The organism is Phascolarctobacterium faecium (genome assembly GCF_003945365.1).
GTDB classification, from domain to species: domain Bacteria; phylum Bacillota; class Negativicutes; order Acidaminococcales; family Acidaminococcaceae; genus Phascolarctobacterium; species Phascolarctobacterium faecium.
Genome location: NZ_AP019004.1, coordinates 880313 through 897204, shown reverse-complemented (window position 1 = coordinate 897204; position 16892 = coordinate 880313). Strand labels below are relative to the sequence as shown.

General features: G+C 42.7%; 12 protein-coding genes, 1 riboswitch and 1 other annotated feature. All 12 genes read right to left on the bottom strand.

What is annotated here, in order from left to right; translation table 11 throughout:
• Positions 1-26: 26 nt before the first annotated feature.
• The 12 genes from PFJ30894_RS04345 to nikB all read right to left on the bottom strand — a co-directional run bounded on the left by PFJ30894_RS04345 (position 27) and on the right by nikB (position 16614).
• Positions 27-2681 (bottom strand): valine--tRNA ligase, encoded by a 2655-nt coding sequence (locus tag PFJ30894_RS04345; protein ID WP_046430632.1) that lies wholly within the window; start codon positions 2679-2681, stop codon positions 27-29.
• A gap of 43 nt (positions 2682-2724) precedes the next feature.
• Positions 2725-2947 (bottom strand) — a binding site (T-box leader).
• 97 nt (positions 2948-3044) lie between these two features.
• Positions 3045-3455: a bactofilin family protein gene (locus PFJ30894_RS04340; RefSeq protein WP_021718247.1), complete on the bottom strand. Its 411-nt coding sequence runs from the start codon at positions 3453-3455 to the stop codon at positions 3045-3047.
• Between the two features lie 15 nt (positions 3456-3470).
• Complete coding sequence (locus PFJ30894_RS04335; protein ID WP_021718246.1) at positions 3471-4406, bottom strand: M23 family metallopeptidase; 936 nt, start codon at positions 4404-4406, stop codon at positions 3471-3473.
• 239 nt (positions 4407-4645) lie between these two features.
• Positions 4646-6655 (bottom strand): ferrous iron transport protein B, encoded by a 2010-nt coding sequence (gene feoB / locus PFJ30894_RS04330; protein ID WP_167457023.1) that lies wholly within the window; start codon positions 6653-6655, stop codon positions 4646-4648.
• A 45-nt stretch (positions 6656-6700) separates the two neighbouring features.
• Positions 6701-6922, bottom strand: coding sequence for a FeoA family protein (locus tag PFJ30894_RS04325; protein ID WP_021718244.1), 222 nt, complete (start codon positions 6920-6922; stop codon positions 6701-6703).
• 263 nt (positions 6923-7185) lie between these two features.
• Entirely contained in the window at positions 7186-9558 is a 2373-nt protein-coding gene (locus PFJ30894_RS04320; RefSeq protein ID WP_125669934.1) for a heavy metal translocating P-type ATPase, read from the bottom strand.
• Between the two features lie 421 nt (positions 9559-9979).
• Positions 9980-11200 (bottom strand): S-layer homology domain-containing protein, encoded by a 1221-nt coding sequence (locus PFJ30894_RS04315; protein WP_021718242.1) that lies wholly within the window; start codon positions 11198-11200, stop codon positions 9980-9982.
• Between the two features lie 166 nt (positions 11201-11366).
• On the bottom strand, positions 11367-12440 hold the full coding sequence (locus tag PFJ30894_RS04310; protein WP_408634576.1) for an ABC transporter ATP-binding protein: 1074 nt from the start codon (positions 12438-12440) through the stop codon (positions 11367-11369).
• Positions 12376-13167 (bottom strand): ABC transporter ATP-binding protein, encoded by a 792-nt coding sequence (locus PFJ30894_RS04305; RefSeq protein ID WP_021718240.1) that lies wholly within the window; start codon positions 13165-13167, stop codon positions 12376-12378. Before PFJ30894_RS04305 ends, PFJ30894_RS04310 begins: the two co-directional genes overlap by 65 nt.
• Positions 13168-13191: 24 nt before the next feature.
• A complete protein-coding gene (locus PFJ30894_RS04300; RefSeq protein ID WP_125669933.1) occupies positions 13192-14769 on the bottom strand; it encodes an ABC transporter substrate-binding protein in 1578 nt (525 codons plus the stop codon).
• A gap of 68 nt (positions 14770-14837) precedes the next feature.
• Positions 14838-15668, bottom strand: coding sequence for a nickel transporter permease (nikC, locus tag PFJ30894_RS04295; RefSeq protein ID WP_125669131.1), 831 nt, complete (start codon positions 15666-15668; stop codon positions 14838-14840).
• A 1-nt stretch (position 15669) separates the two neighbouring features.
• The gene (gene nikB / locus PFJ30894_RS04290; RefSeq protein ID WP_021718237.1) at positions 15670-16614 is read right to left on the bottom strand and encodes a nickel ABC transporter permease; all 945 of its coding nucleotides are present in this window, start codon (positions 16612-16614) and stop codon (positions 15670-15672) included.
• Positions 16615-16728: 114 nt separating this feature from the next.
• Positions 16729-16866: riboswitch (adenosylcobalamin (AdoCbl) riboswitch) on the bottom strand.
• Between the last annotated feature and the right edge of the window lie 26 nt (positions 16867-16892).

Here is a 16892-nt window from a genome sequence, read left to right as displayed (position 1 = left end):
GCGGAGTATCCGCGCCGCTTCGGCTGTTACTTTAAAGTTGCCAAATAAGTCAGACGTTCTTTCACGGCTTCCATTTTACCGCTCAGTTCCTCTGCTTTAGCCTTTTCCTTTTCAACTACATCAGCCGGAGCCTTTGCCAAAAAGCCTGCATTATTTAGCTTACCGGTAACACGTTTGATTTCTTTATCCATACTTTCCAGTTCTTTATTAAGACGCTGGGTTTCTTTTTCTACATCGATCAATCCTGCCAGAGGCAAATATACCTCGATTCCGGCAATAACAGCGGCCATAGCATTTTCAGGCTTGCCAGCCCCAATATCATCAATTATAAGCTCATCGATACTGCCCATCAAATTGATATAATTTTTATTGGCTTCAACGATCTCACGCAGTTCTGCATTCACTAACAAAATAGCCGGCACCTTTTTGCCTGGAGCAGCATTGACTTCCGCACGCATATTACGAATAGCTTTAATGCTTTCCATAATTGCCGTCATACCAGTTTCTGCTTTATCATCAAACAATCTCTCATCAACAATAGGCCATGGTGCAATCATGATACTGTTACTTTCGTGCGGCAGACACTGATAGATTTCTTCAGTGATAAACGGCATGTACGGATGCAGTAACTTCATAGCCGATGTCAGCACCTCTGCCAGGACATGCTGTGCCGTAGCTCTTGCCTCAGGATCTTCCTTATTATAAAGCCGCGGCTTAGCCAGTTCAATGTACCAGTCACAAACTTCACTCCAGATAAAATCATAAATAAGACGCCCTGCTTCACCCAGCTCAAATCGGCCCAAAAGTTCAGTAACATCTTTAACCGTATGCTGCAGCCGCGAAAGTATCCATTGATCAGCAAGTGTATATGGAGCCTGCTTGGCTTCTGCATCATAACCTTCCATATTCATCAAAGCAAAACGTGATGCGTTCCAGATCTTATTAGCAAAATTGCGTGTTGCTTCTACGCGTTCCCAGTAAAAACGCATATCATTACCAGGAGTATTGCCTGTGATCAGCATAAACCTTAAAGTATCAGCGCCGTACTTTTCAATAACTTCCAGCGGATCGATACCATTGCCGAGTGATTTACTCATTTTACGTCCCTGGCTGTCACGCACTAAACCATGAATAAAGACTTTATCAAAAGGAATATCCTTCATAAACTCCATACCCATAATCAGCATTCTCGCAACCCAGAAGAAAATGATATCATAACCTGTCACCAAAACACTGGTTGGATAAAATTGCTTTAACAAATCTGTTTTTTCAGGCCAGCCCATAGTAGAGAACGGCCATAAAGCTGAACTGAACCATGTGTCCAAAGCATCTTCATCCTGATGTACCGCACCACCGCATTTCGGACATTTATCAATATCAACGCGCGATGCAATAACTTCGCCGCAAGCATCACAATACCACACAGGAATCCGGTGCCCCCACCAAATCTGACGGGAAATACACCAATCACGAATGTTTTCCATCCAGCCGGTATAAGTTTTGGTAAACCGTTCTGGAACAAACTGTGTTCTGCCGTCTTCAACACAATCTACAGCCGCCTTTACCAACGGCTCCATTTTTACAAACCACTGTTTGGAAACCAACGGCTCTATTACACTGCGACAGCGCTGACAATGGCCTACAGCATGATTATGCTCTTCTATTTTTACTAAGTAACCTTTTTCCTGCAGTTCGTGTACCAGATTTTTACGACATTCATAACGTTCCTGGCCTGCAAATTTGCCGGCCTCTTCAGTCATATAGCCATCCATACCGATAACTACGATACTCTCTAAATTATGACGCATACCCATTTCAAAATCATTAGGATCATGAGCAGGAGTAATTTTTACAGCACCTGTACCAAATTCTAAATCGACATAACTGTCAGCAATAATGGGGATCTGACGTTCGGTTAATGGCAGCTGCAGCATTTTACCGACCAGATGACCATAGCGCGGATCTTCAGGATTGACTGCAACAGCAGTATCACCCAGCATCGTTTCAGGCCGTGTAGTGGCTATCGTAAGATAAGTTTCCATCTCACCAACAACAGGATAGCGGACATACCACAAATTTCCGGCATCATCTTCATGTTCAACTTCAATATCACTTAAAGCAGTATTGCAGTTAACACACCAGTTAGTAATACGGCTGCCCTGATAAATAAGCCCTTTTTCGTACAAAGAAACAAAAACCTCACGAACTGCCTGTGAACAGCCCTCATCCATAGTGAAACGTTTGCGTTCCCAGTCGCAGGAAACACCCAGGCTTTTTAACTGCTCGATGATACGGTCACCATATTTATCTTTCCATTCCCAGACACGTTTAATAAATTCTTCACGGCCCAAGTCATACCTGGTCTTTCCTTCTTCTTTTTTTAAAACTTCCTCTACTTTGATCTGAGTAGCCAACCCCGCATGATCATAACCGGGCATCCATAAAGTATTATCGCCCATCATCCTATGCCAGCGGATCAAAATATCCTGTAAAGTATTATCTAACGCATGTCCCATATGCAGCTGACCGGTAATATTCGGTGGGGGGATAACAATACTGAACGGCTTTTTATCTGCTTCTACCTCAGCATGGAAATAACGGTGTTCTTCCCAATATTTATACCATTTTTTCTCGACCGAAGCCGGATCATAAACTTTAGGAATATTGTGTTCTTCTGCCATTTTACTGCCTCCTAAAAATAAATAAAGTCCTGTTCCAAATTAAGAACAGGACGAAAAACTCCGCGGTACCACCTATTTTCCCAGACTTAAATCAAAGTTTAGTCCGGACACTTGAAACGCGTAACGTGCGCTAACGGATAAACCTACTTTGATTTCAGCCTACCGACTCACGGACGACTTCAAAGCCATAAAGCTAGGTACGTTGCAGCCTGGCATACCCTCTCTGTGAGCTCTGTACTTTTACTACTTCCGGTCATCGTCATTTTAAATATAAATTTAGGTAGCTATAATATTATCAATTGCCGCTCACAGTGTCAAGCATTTCTTCTCGAATCAGCTATTTGTAAAAACAAAATTCTATTATTACTCAGAAACGCCAGCCTGAGACAGCTCAGGGTTTTCAATACCTTCGATGCCGCCTATGTTGCCACGCAGAACGGCCCCCGGCTCAACAACTAAACTTCCCGCTTTAATATCACCGTTTAAAACTCCAGAGGCTAAAATCTCTAAAGTGCCGCGGGCCACTATATTACCTGTAACATTCCCGGCCACAGTAACATTTTCCCCAAAAATATTCGCTTCTATCACACCGTTGGGCCCGATTAAAACATCGTTTTCCGAAACAATAATGCCTTTAAAGTGGCCATCAATACGCGATGCGCCCTTAGTCTGCAAATTGCCGCACAGGATCGAATTTCTTCCAAGCAAAAACTCAAATTCTTCCAAAGGCAAGGTGCTGACTGCTACTACATCTTTTTTATTTTTCCCAAACATAGTTTTCTCCTTTTATTATCTTACTAATTCCAACGGATCTGTTGTCTGCCCGTTGACCAACACTTCAAAATGCACATGCGGCCCAGTACTATACCCGCTGCTGCCAACATAACCGATGACATCACCTTTACTTACGCTTTGCCCTGCCTGAACTGCCAATTTACTCATATGACCATAAGCTGTTTCGTAACCATATCCATGCTGAATCCTTACATAACGGCCATAACCGGACACCCAGCCAGCCTCTTCAATAGTGCCAGACGCGCTGGCATAAACCGGAGCTCCATAGTCATTGGCAATATCAACTCCCGGATGCCAGTCATAAGAACGATTACCGAAAGGATCGCTGCGTCCGCCAAAATATGAAGTAATAGTCCCTCCATTAGTTGGCCAAAGTGTCGGCAGCGCTGCTTTGCGCTGGTTCAACTCGCGTAATCTGCCAAGTAAATCATTCAACGTAGCTTTTCTATCTTTGACCTTTTCCTGCAGCACCTTGTTCTGCGCAGCATAGATATCAACAGCTTCTACTTTAGCCGCCTGAGGTCCGCCTTGTCCAAGATACTGACTGCGGTCGATCCCGGAACGTGAAGGCTGCACTGCGCCTTCACCAAGCTCTCGCCGAACCGCCTCTTCCAGTTTGGAAAGCTCTGCCATTTCTTTTTCAATAGCTTCATTTTCCTGCAAAAGCTGACCTATTTTCTGTTCCTGAACAGCTTTTTCACTCCTGTAGGTCAACAGTTCCTGTTGATCCTGATGTGCCTTGTACAAAATATGCGAAGACTGAAAAAGAACACCTGCACCAAGTAAACAGAGCAAACCGCAAACAATACCAACCTTTTTCAACAGGCTGAGGCGAAAATGGATGCTCCTGGGTTCGTGCCCTTTATGAGGTATCAACATAATCGTATATACTGAATCAGACTCTTTTCTTTGTCTCTTTATCGGTTCCAATATTCTGCGCTCCTTTGATCCCTGACAACTTCAAACTTTTAAACTCAAACATATATTATTTTCTCACATCAGCCATAAAAATACTATACCTTTAAAAATTTTTTATATAAAAACGCTATAAAAAATTCAGTAAACATGCCATTGCCAACACATCTGCCATATTTGTGAACAATATGAAAAATAAAAACGCAGGCAAAAGCCTGCGTTTTTAAAGTAAACATCAAACTACAGCACAGTCATTACATTCTGCTGCCGATCTGGTATATCAGCAAAGCCATGCAATATGCCAAGCCTGTTTGATATAGGAGGGCAAAGAAAGTCCAATGCCAGCTGCCCATCTCGCGCCTGATCGCGCCAATAGCAGCAAAACACGGAGATGCCAGCAATGTAAAAATCATAAATGCATACGCACTGGCAGGCGTGAACATGCTTTGAATAGTGGTAATCAAAGTCGGATCTTCTTCGGTAGCTTCAGCAACTCCAGCCAAGATACCAAATGTAGAAACAACTACTTCTTTAGCTAAGAAGCCCGTAATTGCTGCGAAAGCAGTCTGCCAGCTGTCAAAGCCAAGTGGAGCAAACACAGGTGCCAGATAATGACCGATAACAGCCATCATACTGTCCTGAGCATCAACCATTTCAAACGAAAAATCAAAGGATTGCAATAACCACACCAATCCGGAGGCCAGGAAAATTATCGTGCCGGCTTTAACAATAAAACCGCGGGCACGTTCCCAAGTATGAATAAGAATATCTTTTGCCCGCGGCCAGTGATATGCAGGCAATTCCATAACAAAGTTCGCCGGTTCACCGGCAAAAGCCTTGGTTTTTTTCAACAGAATACCTGAAACTACAACCATCACTATACCCCAGAGATACATCGAAGGACCGACCCAAGACTGCTCTGGAAAAAAAGCTGCCGCAAACAGAGCAAACACCGGAAGTTTAGCATTACAAGGAATAAACGGCGTCAGCATAATCGTCAGTTTACGATCACGTTCATTTTCAATCGTACGTGCTGCCATGATACCGGGAACACTGCAGCCGGTACCGATCAACATCGGAATAAACGACTTGCCTGAAAGCCCGAATTGCCTGAAAATACGATCCATAATAAAAGCAACACGTGCCATATAGCCACAGTCTTCCATGAAAGACAAAAATAAGAACAAAAGGCAAATCTGCGGTACAAAGCCAAGTACGGCGCCAACACCGCCAATGATTCCATCAAGTACGAGCCCTGACATAACTTCAGAAGCACCAGCTGCTTCCAGCAAAGCACCTGCGTATTCACTGATGCCTTCAAATAATTCTTCCATCCAGCCGATAGTTTCATCGCCCAAGGTCTGGATACAAATATAATAAACAGCCCACATGATGCCTAAAAATATAGGTAATCCCAAAACACGGTTAGTTACAATACGATCTATTTTTTCTGAAACAGTATTTGCATAATCAACATTGGCACTTTTATAACAGCTGCGCAGCATTGAGTCTATTTTCTGATAACGTCCGGAAGCGATGATACTTGCCGCATCATCATCAGCCTGCTGTTCAAAACGGGTAATCAAGACCTCTAGTTTGTCAAACACACCTTGAGATAATTTCAGTTTTTCAAGCAGCTGCCCATCACGTTCCAATACCTTGACTAATTGCCAGCGGCGTTCTATATGCGGCATAGGCGCTACCATTTCGCCAATTTCCTGCAATACGCGTTCAACTTCTTCTGAAAAGCTGTTGGGGTCTTTTCTGTCACATTGTGTTTGAGCAATCTGCACCGCCCTTGCCACGAGCTGTTCCACACCTTCACCGCTGGTAGCTGTAATCGGCACAACCGGGCACCCTAACTCTTTAGAGAGCAGCTCCGTGTCCAGTACATCACCGTTAGCTCTGACAAGATCCATCATATTGAGCGCAACTACAACTTTACAGCCCATTTCCAAAAGCTGCATCGTTAAATACAGATTACGTTCCAGGTTCGATCCATCAACTGTATTAACTATAACATCAGGATTTTCTTCCAAAAGATAATTACGGGTTATTACTTCCTCCGGAGAATACGGAGATAAAGAATAAATACCCGGCAGATCCATGACCTCAAAGCCATCATGTTTTTTAAGTTTGCCGCCCTTACGTTCAACGGTTACACCAGGCCAGTTTCCAACGTATTGTTTACTGCCTGTAAGATTATTAAATAGTGTGGTTTTACCGCTGTTTGGATTGCCCACTAGTGCTAATGTCTTACTCAAAATAGTCCCTCCTCGAATCAACTTTCACTAACTTTAAATCAAAATTTATTCCACCAGAATGTTCTGCGCATCTGCTTTGCGCAGCGAAAGCTCATAGCTGCGTACAGTTACTTCTAATGGATCTCCCAGTGGCGCGACTCTTCTGACGGTCACCGGTGTCCCCTTTGTCAAACCCATATCAACAATTCTGCGTTTCAAAGGTCCGGTGGCACAAACTTTTTTGATAGTTACGGTAGAACCGATAGGAACTTCTTTTAATGTCATCATACTTTTGCCCTCCTCACATTAGCTTACGCTAACTAGCCCACTTTTAAAAAGTTAGCTTTCGCTAACCTCTTAAAGTTTACTACTGCTAACTTATTTTGTCAACAACAATTTATTGCTTCTGATATTTTCACAATATTTCAACAAAATTATTTACCTGTACAATGATTTTATTATCCCTTTAAACTTTTAAATTTAAAGTTTTTTCAAAAAATCAGGACAGCATGTTTTAATCTGCTGTCCTTATAATGATTGAATAATAATATTTATATTTTTTTATACAAAATACGAATGGAATTCAAAACGCAGAGTATGGAAACACCAGTGTCGGCGAAGACAGCCGCCCACATAGACGCATAGCCTGCCAACCCAGCAGCCATGATAATAATCTTAATTGCCAAAGCAAAAAATACATTCTGCCAGGCAATTCTGGTTGTTTCCTTCGCTAGGGCAATTGCCTGAGGAATAGCCTGCATTTCCGAGTTCATAAATACAACATCTGCTGCCTCAATAGCAGCATCAGCACCACTGCCCATGGCAGCGCCAACATCGGCGCCTGCTAAAACGGGAGCGTCATTTATACCATCACCGACAAACATCACTCCACCATATTGTTTGCGTAAGCGGCCCAACTCATTGAGTTTATCCTGCGGCAGAAGCTTAGCTCTTACTTCGTCAATTCCAGCAGCACGTGCCACTGCCTGTGCGCTTTCTGCCGCATCACCTGTAAGCATGGCTGTAGTTAAATTCATCTTTTTAAGGGAGGTAACAGCAGCTACCGCATCCTCTTTCAATGTATCATCAATAATTATTTGTCCTAAATACTTTCCGGCTCTGGCAACCAGCACTTCCGTACCATAATTATCTTCTTCCCTAACAGAAAAATCAATTTCAAAACGTTCTAACAATTTTTTATTGCCACACAAAATTTTTCCATCTGAAACCTCGACAACTAATCCTTCACCGGCAATTTCTTCAAATGTTTGCGGCCGTTCGAGTTTCAACTCACGTTCTTTGGCCGCATTTACTATACTTGTAGCAATCGGATGACTGGAAACAAGTTCTGCGGAGGCACAAAGCTTCAACAGCTCATCTTCTTCCATGCCACTTACCGGAACCAGCTTTTGAACAACAAAATTCCCTTTGGTCACAGTACCTGTTTTATCCATAACCACTGCTTTAACATTTTTCAGGGCTTCTATTGTAACGCCGCCCTTAAAAAGAATTCCATATTTCGAGCCGGCTCCAATGCCTGAAAAAAACGCCAAAGGCACGCTCAGCACCAGTGCACATGGGCAGCTGATAACCAGAAATGTTAAGGCTGTATAAGTCCAATATTCCCAATTTCCTGTTATAAAGCCGGGTATCACAGCAGTTAAAACAGCTACTGCCACAACAAACGGAGTATAGATACGCGCAAAACGTGTTATAAACCTGTCTAACTGTGGTTTGCTGGCAGCAGCATTTTCTACAGAGTCTAAAATTTTGGTGACCATAGATTCAGCCAGGACTTTTTCTACTCTGATTTTCAGCATCCCTGACGTATTAATACAACCAGAAATAACTTCATCGCCAAAACTGCGTTTTACCGGCACAGGTTCTCCTGTCACCGGAGAAGTATCAAGCAGGCTTTCACCTTCTATAACTACTCCATCCAAAGGAATACGATCACCGGCACGTACCAGTAAAATGTCACCAACATTGGCTTCCTCTGCCGGGATAACACGCACATCTTCACCAATCAGCAAATTAACTACTTCCGGACGCATATCGACAGCTTCCATAATCTGACCACGACTTTTTTCAACCGCACGATGCTCAAAATATTCTCCGATACGATAAAACAGCATAACTCCAACAGCTTCTTCATATTGATTGATAGCAAAAGCACCTAAAGTAGCTACTGTCATCAGGAAGTTTTCATCAAAAAACTGTCCCTTCGTACTATTTTTTAAAGCGGTTAAAACAATCCTTCCGCCCAAGAGAATATATGCGGCAACAAGACAGTAAATATGATAAGCTTCCGGCACGAGTCCGGTAATTTCGCTGATTATAAACAAAATTCCGCCAAACACTATTTCTGCCAGTGAACGCTGTTCATCCGACATTGAAAGTATTCCACCGCTTTTTTTACGCTGATTAATATTTTCAGCCAATACCGGCTTGCCTATACGTTCAACTACTTTTACACCTGCTTCGATCGTACTGCAAATTGCCTGGACCTGTGGCAGCAATTGTGCGTGATTCTTCGCTGTCAGCCGCAGTTGTTTCGTAGCATAAGTTATCGTTGCAGCAGAAACATCCGGCAAATCATTGATAGCCTTCTCCATTTTTGCGGCACAATTGGCACAGCCCAGGTTCTCTAACAGGTATACCTTGCTTTCAAAGTTGAACGGCATCATCCCACTGCGTGGCACAACTTCTACATCCGATTCTATAGAAGCACAGATTTCACGAATGGCCGGCAGCAATACCTCGTGATTTTTGGCCGATAGACGCAGCTGTTTTGTTACAAAACTTACTGAAGCATATTCTACTCCAGGCAATTCTTTAATCTTATATTCCATTTTGGCGGCACAGTTGGCACAACCCAGATTTTTTAAAGCATAAACTCGTTTTATACAATCAGCATCAGGCATTCTGCAGATACAATTTTCCAAGCTTTCACCACAAACATCGCAATATTCCTCATGTGGATGGCAGAGCTCACATTGACATTCATCTGCATGCCCGGGCACATGATGATCATGCCCACAGCCACAGGCTGCATCATGGTCATGGCCGCTTTCATCTTCGTGATGATGATCATGTCCGCAGCCCTGACTGTTATGTTCATGTAAATTTTCTAAAGCATGCTGTGTTTTGCTCATTTTCCAGCCTCCTTACTTTTACTGTAATCTTATTATAACACATGAGCAAATATTCATATATAGTTTTTTGAAAAATTTTACAAAACTTTTGAGAAAAATAATACAGGCAGCTTCCATTCATTTAATATGGAAACTGCCTGTTAAAATAGCCTTAATCTTTCTCAAAATACCTGCTTCAGTTACTGCAAATTTAGAAGGTTACCTGTAAACGATTCCAAATAATCTGAGAATCACGTCCGCTTTCTTTACCTTCCAAATCATAGTAATCCAAATTATAAACCATATTCTTGGCCAAAGTATAATTTATACCAACACCATAACCTTTAAAGCCTTCTTTAGTGAAGTATCCCCAGTCACCAGCTTTCATCGTATGAGCAATAAATGTACCTGCCCCCTGATCATAATAATTTCCCCAAAGTCCCCAGGTCCCCTGTTTGGCGGCCTTGGCACCCTTATAAGCAGCACTGATGACAAAGCCGTCCGTATCAGCACCTTTTTCAACAGCTTTATCAGAAATATCAGAATTAAGATACATCGCCCCTAAAATAAAGTCACCAAAATTATAATTTGCCCCTGCATTCCAGACCGCGTTATTAGAAATTTTCGTAAACCCGGCATCTAAATCTTCAAATCTATCATAACCGGCAGCTAAATCCAAGCGGCCGATTTTACCAGATAAACTGGCGCCATAGGCCTTATCTGCCATATAACCGGAATCTTTTTCAGTAATTTGCCCCCAATAGCCGCTAATTTTTACATTTTTACCATATGTTAACTGAATAACTTCTGCAGTATCGTCATAAAGGTTGCCATTAGCTAAAAATACTGGCGCTTTCCCTGCCATAACATTAAATCCACCCAATTTACCTGTAACATAGGCTTGATTGAGTTTGGTATCTTCATCACCGGAATCATTAGCAAGATTCTGGTCATTTTGAATACGGGCCGTATAAGTCCAGTCTTCATTTACACTGCCATTTACAAATAAACGAGTGCGCAGACGATTTTTTGCAACACTGCCTTTGTCTTTCTTAAAATCTCCGTCACGCCCTGCATATTCATAACGGATTTGTCCTGTAATCTTCACATTATCCGCTTTTTTCTCTAAAGCTGCTACGCGTACTCCCAAGCTGTCCAGTTCATCGGCAAATTCTACAGCCAGGCGGTCAACATTAGCGCCTTTAGCCATAGCTTTTGCTACAATTTGTGCCATTTCATAACGTGTCATCAGACGTTCGCCGCCAAAATTACCATCGCCATAACCATCAATAATTCCGGCTGCCGCCAGTCTGTTAACGGCATCATAAGCCCAATGCCCGGCCGGAACATCAGAAAAAGGATTAGCGGCATACACTGAAGCAGTCACTCCCAGCACCATTGCCATAGCAAGCACCAAAGTTTTTTTCATCATAATCAACTCCTAAAAAATATATATGCTAAGCACACTTTTACCGATTTTATATTTTTAAAAGCGTACTTATTTGGCTGTGTTTAAATATGAATAAATAAGTATTTATTCATCAAAAAATATTTTTATATTGCAGCACCCATTAAGACTGCTGCAATATACTAAAAAATTATTTAACAAAATGACAGGCTGCAAAATGACCTTTCTTAATTTCTTGCAATTGTGGTTTTTCGCTTCTGCAAATTTCCTGGCAATACTCGCAGCGGCTCTGAAATGGGCACCCCAGCGGCAAAGCCAATGGACTCGGAATATCGCCTTCTAACGGCTGAATTTTTTCTCCAGGTTTGAAATCCACTTTAAAGATAGATTTTATCAAAGCTTTAGTATAAGGATGGACACCATTAACAGACAAACGACCTTTTTCCAATAATTCTACTACATTACCAAGATACATGACCGCGACCTGATGGCTCATCAAATCAACCAGACCAATATCATGACAGACAAAAAGATATGTAATATCTTTTTCCCGCTGCAGCCGTACCAGCAATTCACAAATTTTTTCCTGTACAGAAACATCCAGCGCTGAAGTGGCTTCATCGCAGACAATAATCTGCGGTTCCAGAGAAAGTGCCCTGGCTATACCCAAACGCTGACGCTGACCTCCGCTCATACTATGAGGAAAACGGTCTTTGAATTCCACTGGCAGCTCCACCATTTGTAATAACTCTGCAGCTTTTGCGTCAACTTCAGAATTTTTCAGTAACCCAAAATTCAATAAAGGCTCACATAAAATATCTTTTACCCGCATTTTCGGATTAAAAGCCGCTGTAGGATCCTGAAAAACCATTTGTATTTTTCGGCGGTTCTGGCGAAGCGCTTCTCCCTCCAATTTCAAAATGTTCTGTCCTTCAAATATTACTTCGCCCTCTGTCGCCGGATGGATCTGTAAAATAGTTCTGACCAAAGTACTTTTGCCGCAGCCGCTTTCACCAATAATGCCAAGAGTCTGTCCCTTGTAAGCATTTAAATTTACTTTATCACAGGCAGTGAGAACCTTGCCGCCATCTACCTGAAACTTTTTCGTCAGATTTTTTACTTCCAATACTATTTCTGGCGGTAATGCAACTCCATCACGGTCGCAGTTACAGTTCTCATGCGGGTGTAATTTTACGTTCTCAGGCATAATAACGCTTACCTCCCACAACCGGAACAGCCGCCAGCAGTTCCTTAGTATATTCATGCTGTGGATCGCCGATAATCTCTTCCCGCAGTCCGCTCTCCACAACCATACCATTCTGCATCACAACGATTTTATTTGACATATACGAAGCTACACCCAAATTATGAGTAACTATGATCACCGCGGCATTGTATTCGTCACGAACATCAACGATCTGCCTGATGATCTGCGCCTGCGTTGTGACATCAAGCGCGCTTGTAGGCTCATCAGCCAAAAGCAGTTTCGGGCTGAAGGTCATCGCCAAAGCTATACCTACACGCTGGCGCATCCCCCCTGATAATTCGAACGGATAACTGCGCATTACATTGTCAGGATTGGGCATCCTTACATCATCAAGCATCTTAATAGCCAGATCATAAGCTTCCCGTCTGGAAATCTGCGGCGCATGAGTCAGAATATAATCAATAAACTGTTCGCCGATACGGCGAATAGGGTTGATCATATTACCGCTGTCCTGAAAAATCATAGAAATCTCAGTCCCACACATTTCACGCCATTGCTGCGGCGTATTATCCAGCAGGTTTCTGCCGTCAAAAATGATATTGCCGCCGCTTACATGTCCATTACCCGGCAAACAGCCCATAATAGCACGTATCACCGTTGTTTTACCGCTGCCGCTCTCGCCAACGATAGATAAAATCTCACCCTTTTTCAATTCTATATTGGCACCAGTTACGGTAGCCTTGCTGCCGTAACTGATATCCAAATCTGTAACTTTTAAAAGCATTACAGTGTCCCTTCTTCCCACAGATTATTTCTGGGCAGGCTTGATCTCCTTCGTCAGCCAGTAATAATCACACGGTAAAATTTCTGCATTGGCAATAGAATTATTACTGATCATATTTGTCTGCGGATAACCAAAAATAATCGTTGCCGCATCATCAAGAATAATTTTCTGCATATCGATTACTAATTGACGACGTTTCGCCGGGTCAAATTCTACTGCCAGCTTATCGCTCAGAGCATCATAGGCAGGATTGCTGTAACCGCTGCCGTTCTGCGGATTATTACCGTTAACATTTGTTTTCCAGTACTGATTGATAAAGACCTCGGGGTCGCCTGCCTGCAGAGTAAGAATATTGGAAATCAGCAAGTCATATTCACCTCGCACACCAATCCCGTCCAAAACATTGTAATCAACATTTTTCAGGTTAACCTTGATACCAACCTTTTTAGCATCGGACTGGGTAGCTTCAGCAAACAAAGGCAATTCTGCGCGACCGCTGTAGAAAATAAAGTCCATCTCCAGATTTTTACCTTCTTTATCAACATAGCCATCGCCATTGGTATCTTTCCAGCCAGCCTCTTCCAACAGTTTCTTAGCACGTTCTACATTATAGGTATTAGGATCTTTTAACTGATCAAATCCATAATCGACAGAAGGCGGCATCAACGGTCCGCCAGAAGTAAATGTGTCCTTCAGTAAAACCTTACAGTAGGTTTCACGGTCCAAAGATGACAGCAACGCTTCTCGAACACGTTTATCATACATCGGCTTGCCTTCCTTAACGTTAATACGTGCCAATACGTCACGCAGGGAAGCAATAGCACTGATATTGTACTTATCTTTGTTGCTGAACAACGACATGTCGCCTGGAGCAATATTGATTGCCATATCAATCTCACCGGACTGCAGGGCCATAGCGCGTGTATTGGGATCATCAATAGTCGGGATCTCAACATGCTTAAACGGTACTTCGCCATCCCAGTAATTAGGATTAGCATCCATAACAGCTTTAGCTTTACTGTACGTATTGACCATATATGGACCGGTACAGATAGGCCCTTGCTTAGCATAATCACGGTCAGTTACACTGGTGTCAATAATAATAAAAAGCGGATCACCAAGCATTCCCGGTAATGTAGCAACAGGAGTGTGAGTTTTGATCATCAACGTCTGCCCGTCAGCACTGATATTGTCATATTCAAACATTGCTCTGGCACGGGCGGCTTTTTCAAAAGTACGTTCAATAGATTTTTTTACAGCCTCTGCAGTTACTTTGTTACCGTTTGAAAATTTTGCTTTATCATTGATTTTAAAAGTCCAGGTAAGCTTATCGTCACTGACCTGCCAATTTTCTGCCAGCCACGGAGTAGAATTCATTTTTTCATCAAATTTTACCAGACATTCACCTAAGCCGTAACGCATAACAATCCAGCCAAAGTAGTTATCTGTTGGTTCCAGACTGTCGGCAAAATTAGTAACGCCAAATTTCAAAGTGTCTTTGGCTGCCGCAGCTTTTTTGTCATCGCCGCCACAACCGGCTGAAGCAAATGCCATCAAGCCTATCATTGCAACAGCTGCTGTAAATTTAATAGTTTTTTTCATCATACATCTCCCTTTCAAATCCTTTTTATTTTATTGACTGTATATAAAACTTTATTCAACAGCTGAACTTAATCTTCCTGACGCGGGTCAAGCACATCACGCAAACTGTCGCCCCATAGGTTAAAGACTACTACCGTCAGAAAAATAGCCAGACCGGGAAAAAACATCAGCCAGGGAGCCGTCTGCAGCTGCTGACGGCCTTCATTTAGCATCAATCCCCATTCAGGAGCCGGCGGCTGCGAACCGAAACCTAAAAATGAAAGCCCTGCCAGTTCCATCATCATAGCGCCGATATCCGAAGCTGCTGTAATAATCATTAACGGTAAAATATTAGGCACGATATGTTTCCACAAAATATGTGTCGGTTTACCGCCGTTGACAACTGCCGCTTCGACAAAATCACGTTTTTTTATCTTTAATACCATACTGCGTGCCAAACGAGCGTATTTAGTCCAGGTAACGATAGTCAAAGCGATAATCGCATTGATCAGACTGCCGCCCATGATACCGGCAATAGCAATGGCCAGTATCATCCCGGGAAAGGAAATCATCATATCAGAAATACGCATAATAACCGTATCTACCTTACCGCCAAAATAACCGGCCAGAACACCCAGCAAAGTGCCTACTGCAAAAATGACCGCTACCAACAGCAAAACACTGCTCAGAGAATAGCTGGCACCATACAAAACCCGACTGAAATTATCTCGCCCCAGCTTATCAGTTCCAAAAAGATGTTCACTCGAAGGCGGCAGATAAGCATTTTTCATCGTAGCTTCCAACGGATCATAAGGAGCTAGCAACGGCGCCGCTAACGCAATCCCTATCAAAAGCAGCACCAAAAAACTGGAAAAGGCAAAAGCACGATTATTCTTTAATCCGTTAATAAGATTCTCCATGCTATCTACCTTCCTTTCGCAGGCGCGGATCAAGCCGGTTATAAGAAATATCAACAACTAGATTGATGACCATATACATAAGGGCGATCCATAAAACAATCCCCTGTACAAGCTGAAAGTCACGATAAATAATTGACTGGACCGCTAAATAACCAAGTCCCGGCCAGGAAAAAACGATCTCTACTACTGCCGCACCACCCAGCAGGTTGCCGAATGACAGCCCCAGCAATGTGATCAAAGGCAGCATCGCATTCGGCAATACTTCCCGCCAAAGGATATAGCTTTCACTCATGCCTCTTGCCCTAGCACCGACAACGTAATCCTGATTGAGTTCTTCCAAAACCGTCGTCCTTACCTGACGTGTATATTTGGCTGCCATAACTATACCCAACGTCGTAGCTGGCAAAATCAGAGTCTCCAGACTTACTCTGCCACCGACAATTGGCAGCCAGCCTAATTTTAAACCAAAAATCCACAATAGCATCAGCCCCATCCAAAAATTAGGGATTGAGACACCAAAAAAAGTCAGACCTCTCACAGCATAATCAAAAACACTGTTGCGTTTGACAGCAGAATAAATACCCAAAGGCAGTGAAAACACCAACATAAAAAGTGTAGAAGCCAGCGCTAATATCAATGTCGCCGGCAGTGACTGCATCAATTCTTCAACAACAGGTTTTTTAACCATATAGGAAAACCCAAAATCACCCTGTACCGCTCTTCCTAACCAATCTAAATATTGAAAAATAAAAGGCTTATCCAAACCCAATTCATGTCTCAGCGCATCAATCTCAACCTGACTGACAACAATATCCTCATTACCGGCAATCATTTGCCTGACCGGATCACCTGGCGACAGCATAACTAAAGCAAATGTTACAAAGCTGATACCCAAAAGCACCAATACGATTTGCCCGATCCTGCCCCAAATCTGTTTGTTTTTCAAAGCTTCCCATCTCCTTACAAAAAAATCTCCTGCAGCCATGAACCACGGATGCAGGAGATCATAAAATATTGTTTAAACAGGCAAGACTGCCTATTTAAGTCAAATTTCAGGAACTAGCTGCTGATCCGTCACCCGCGGATATGGCAAAAATCAAAGGCTGCGATCTGACTTACGCAATATGCGCTTACAGTGGCGTGACCGTGCCGGATTTACACCGGACTTCCCTAATTCAACCTTGAGGCACCTTTGATAAAATTATTAAGTTGTATTAATATTAG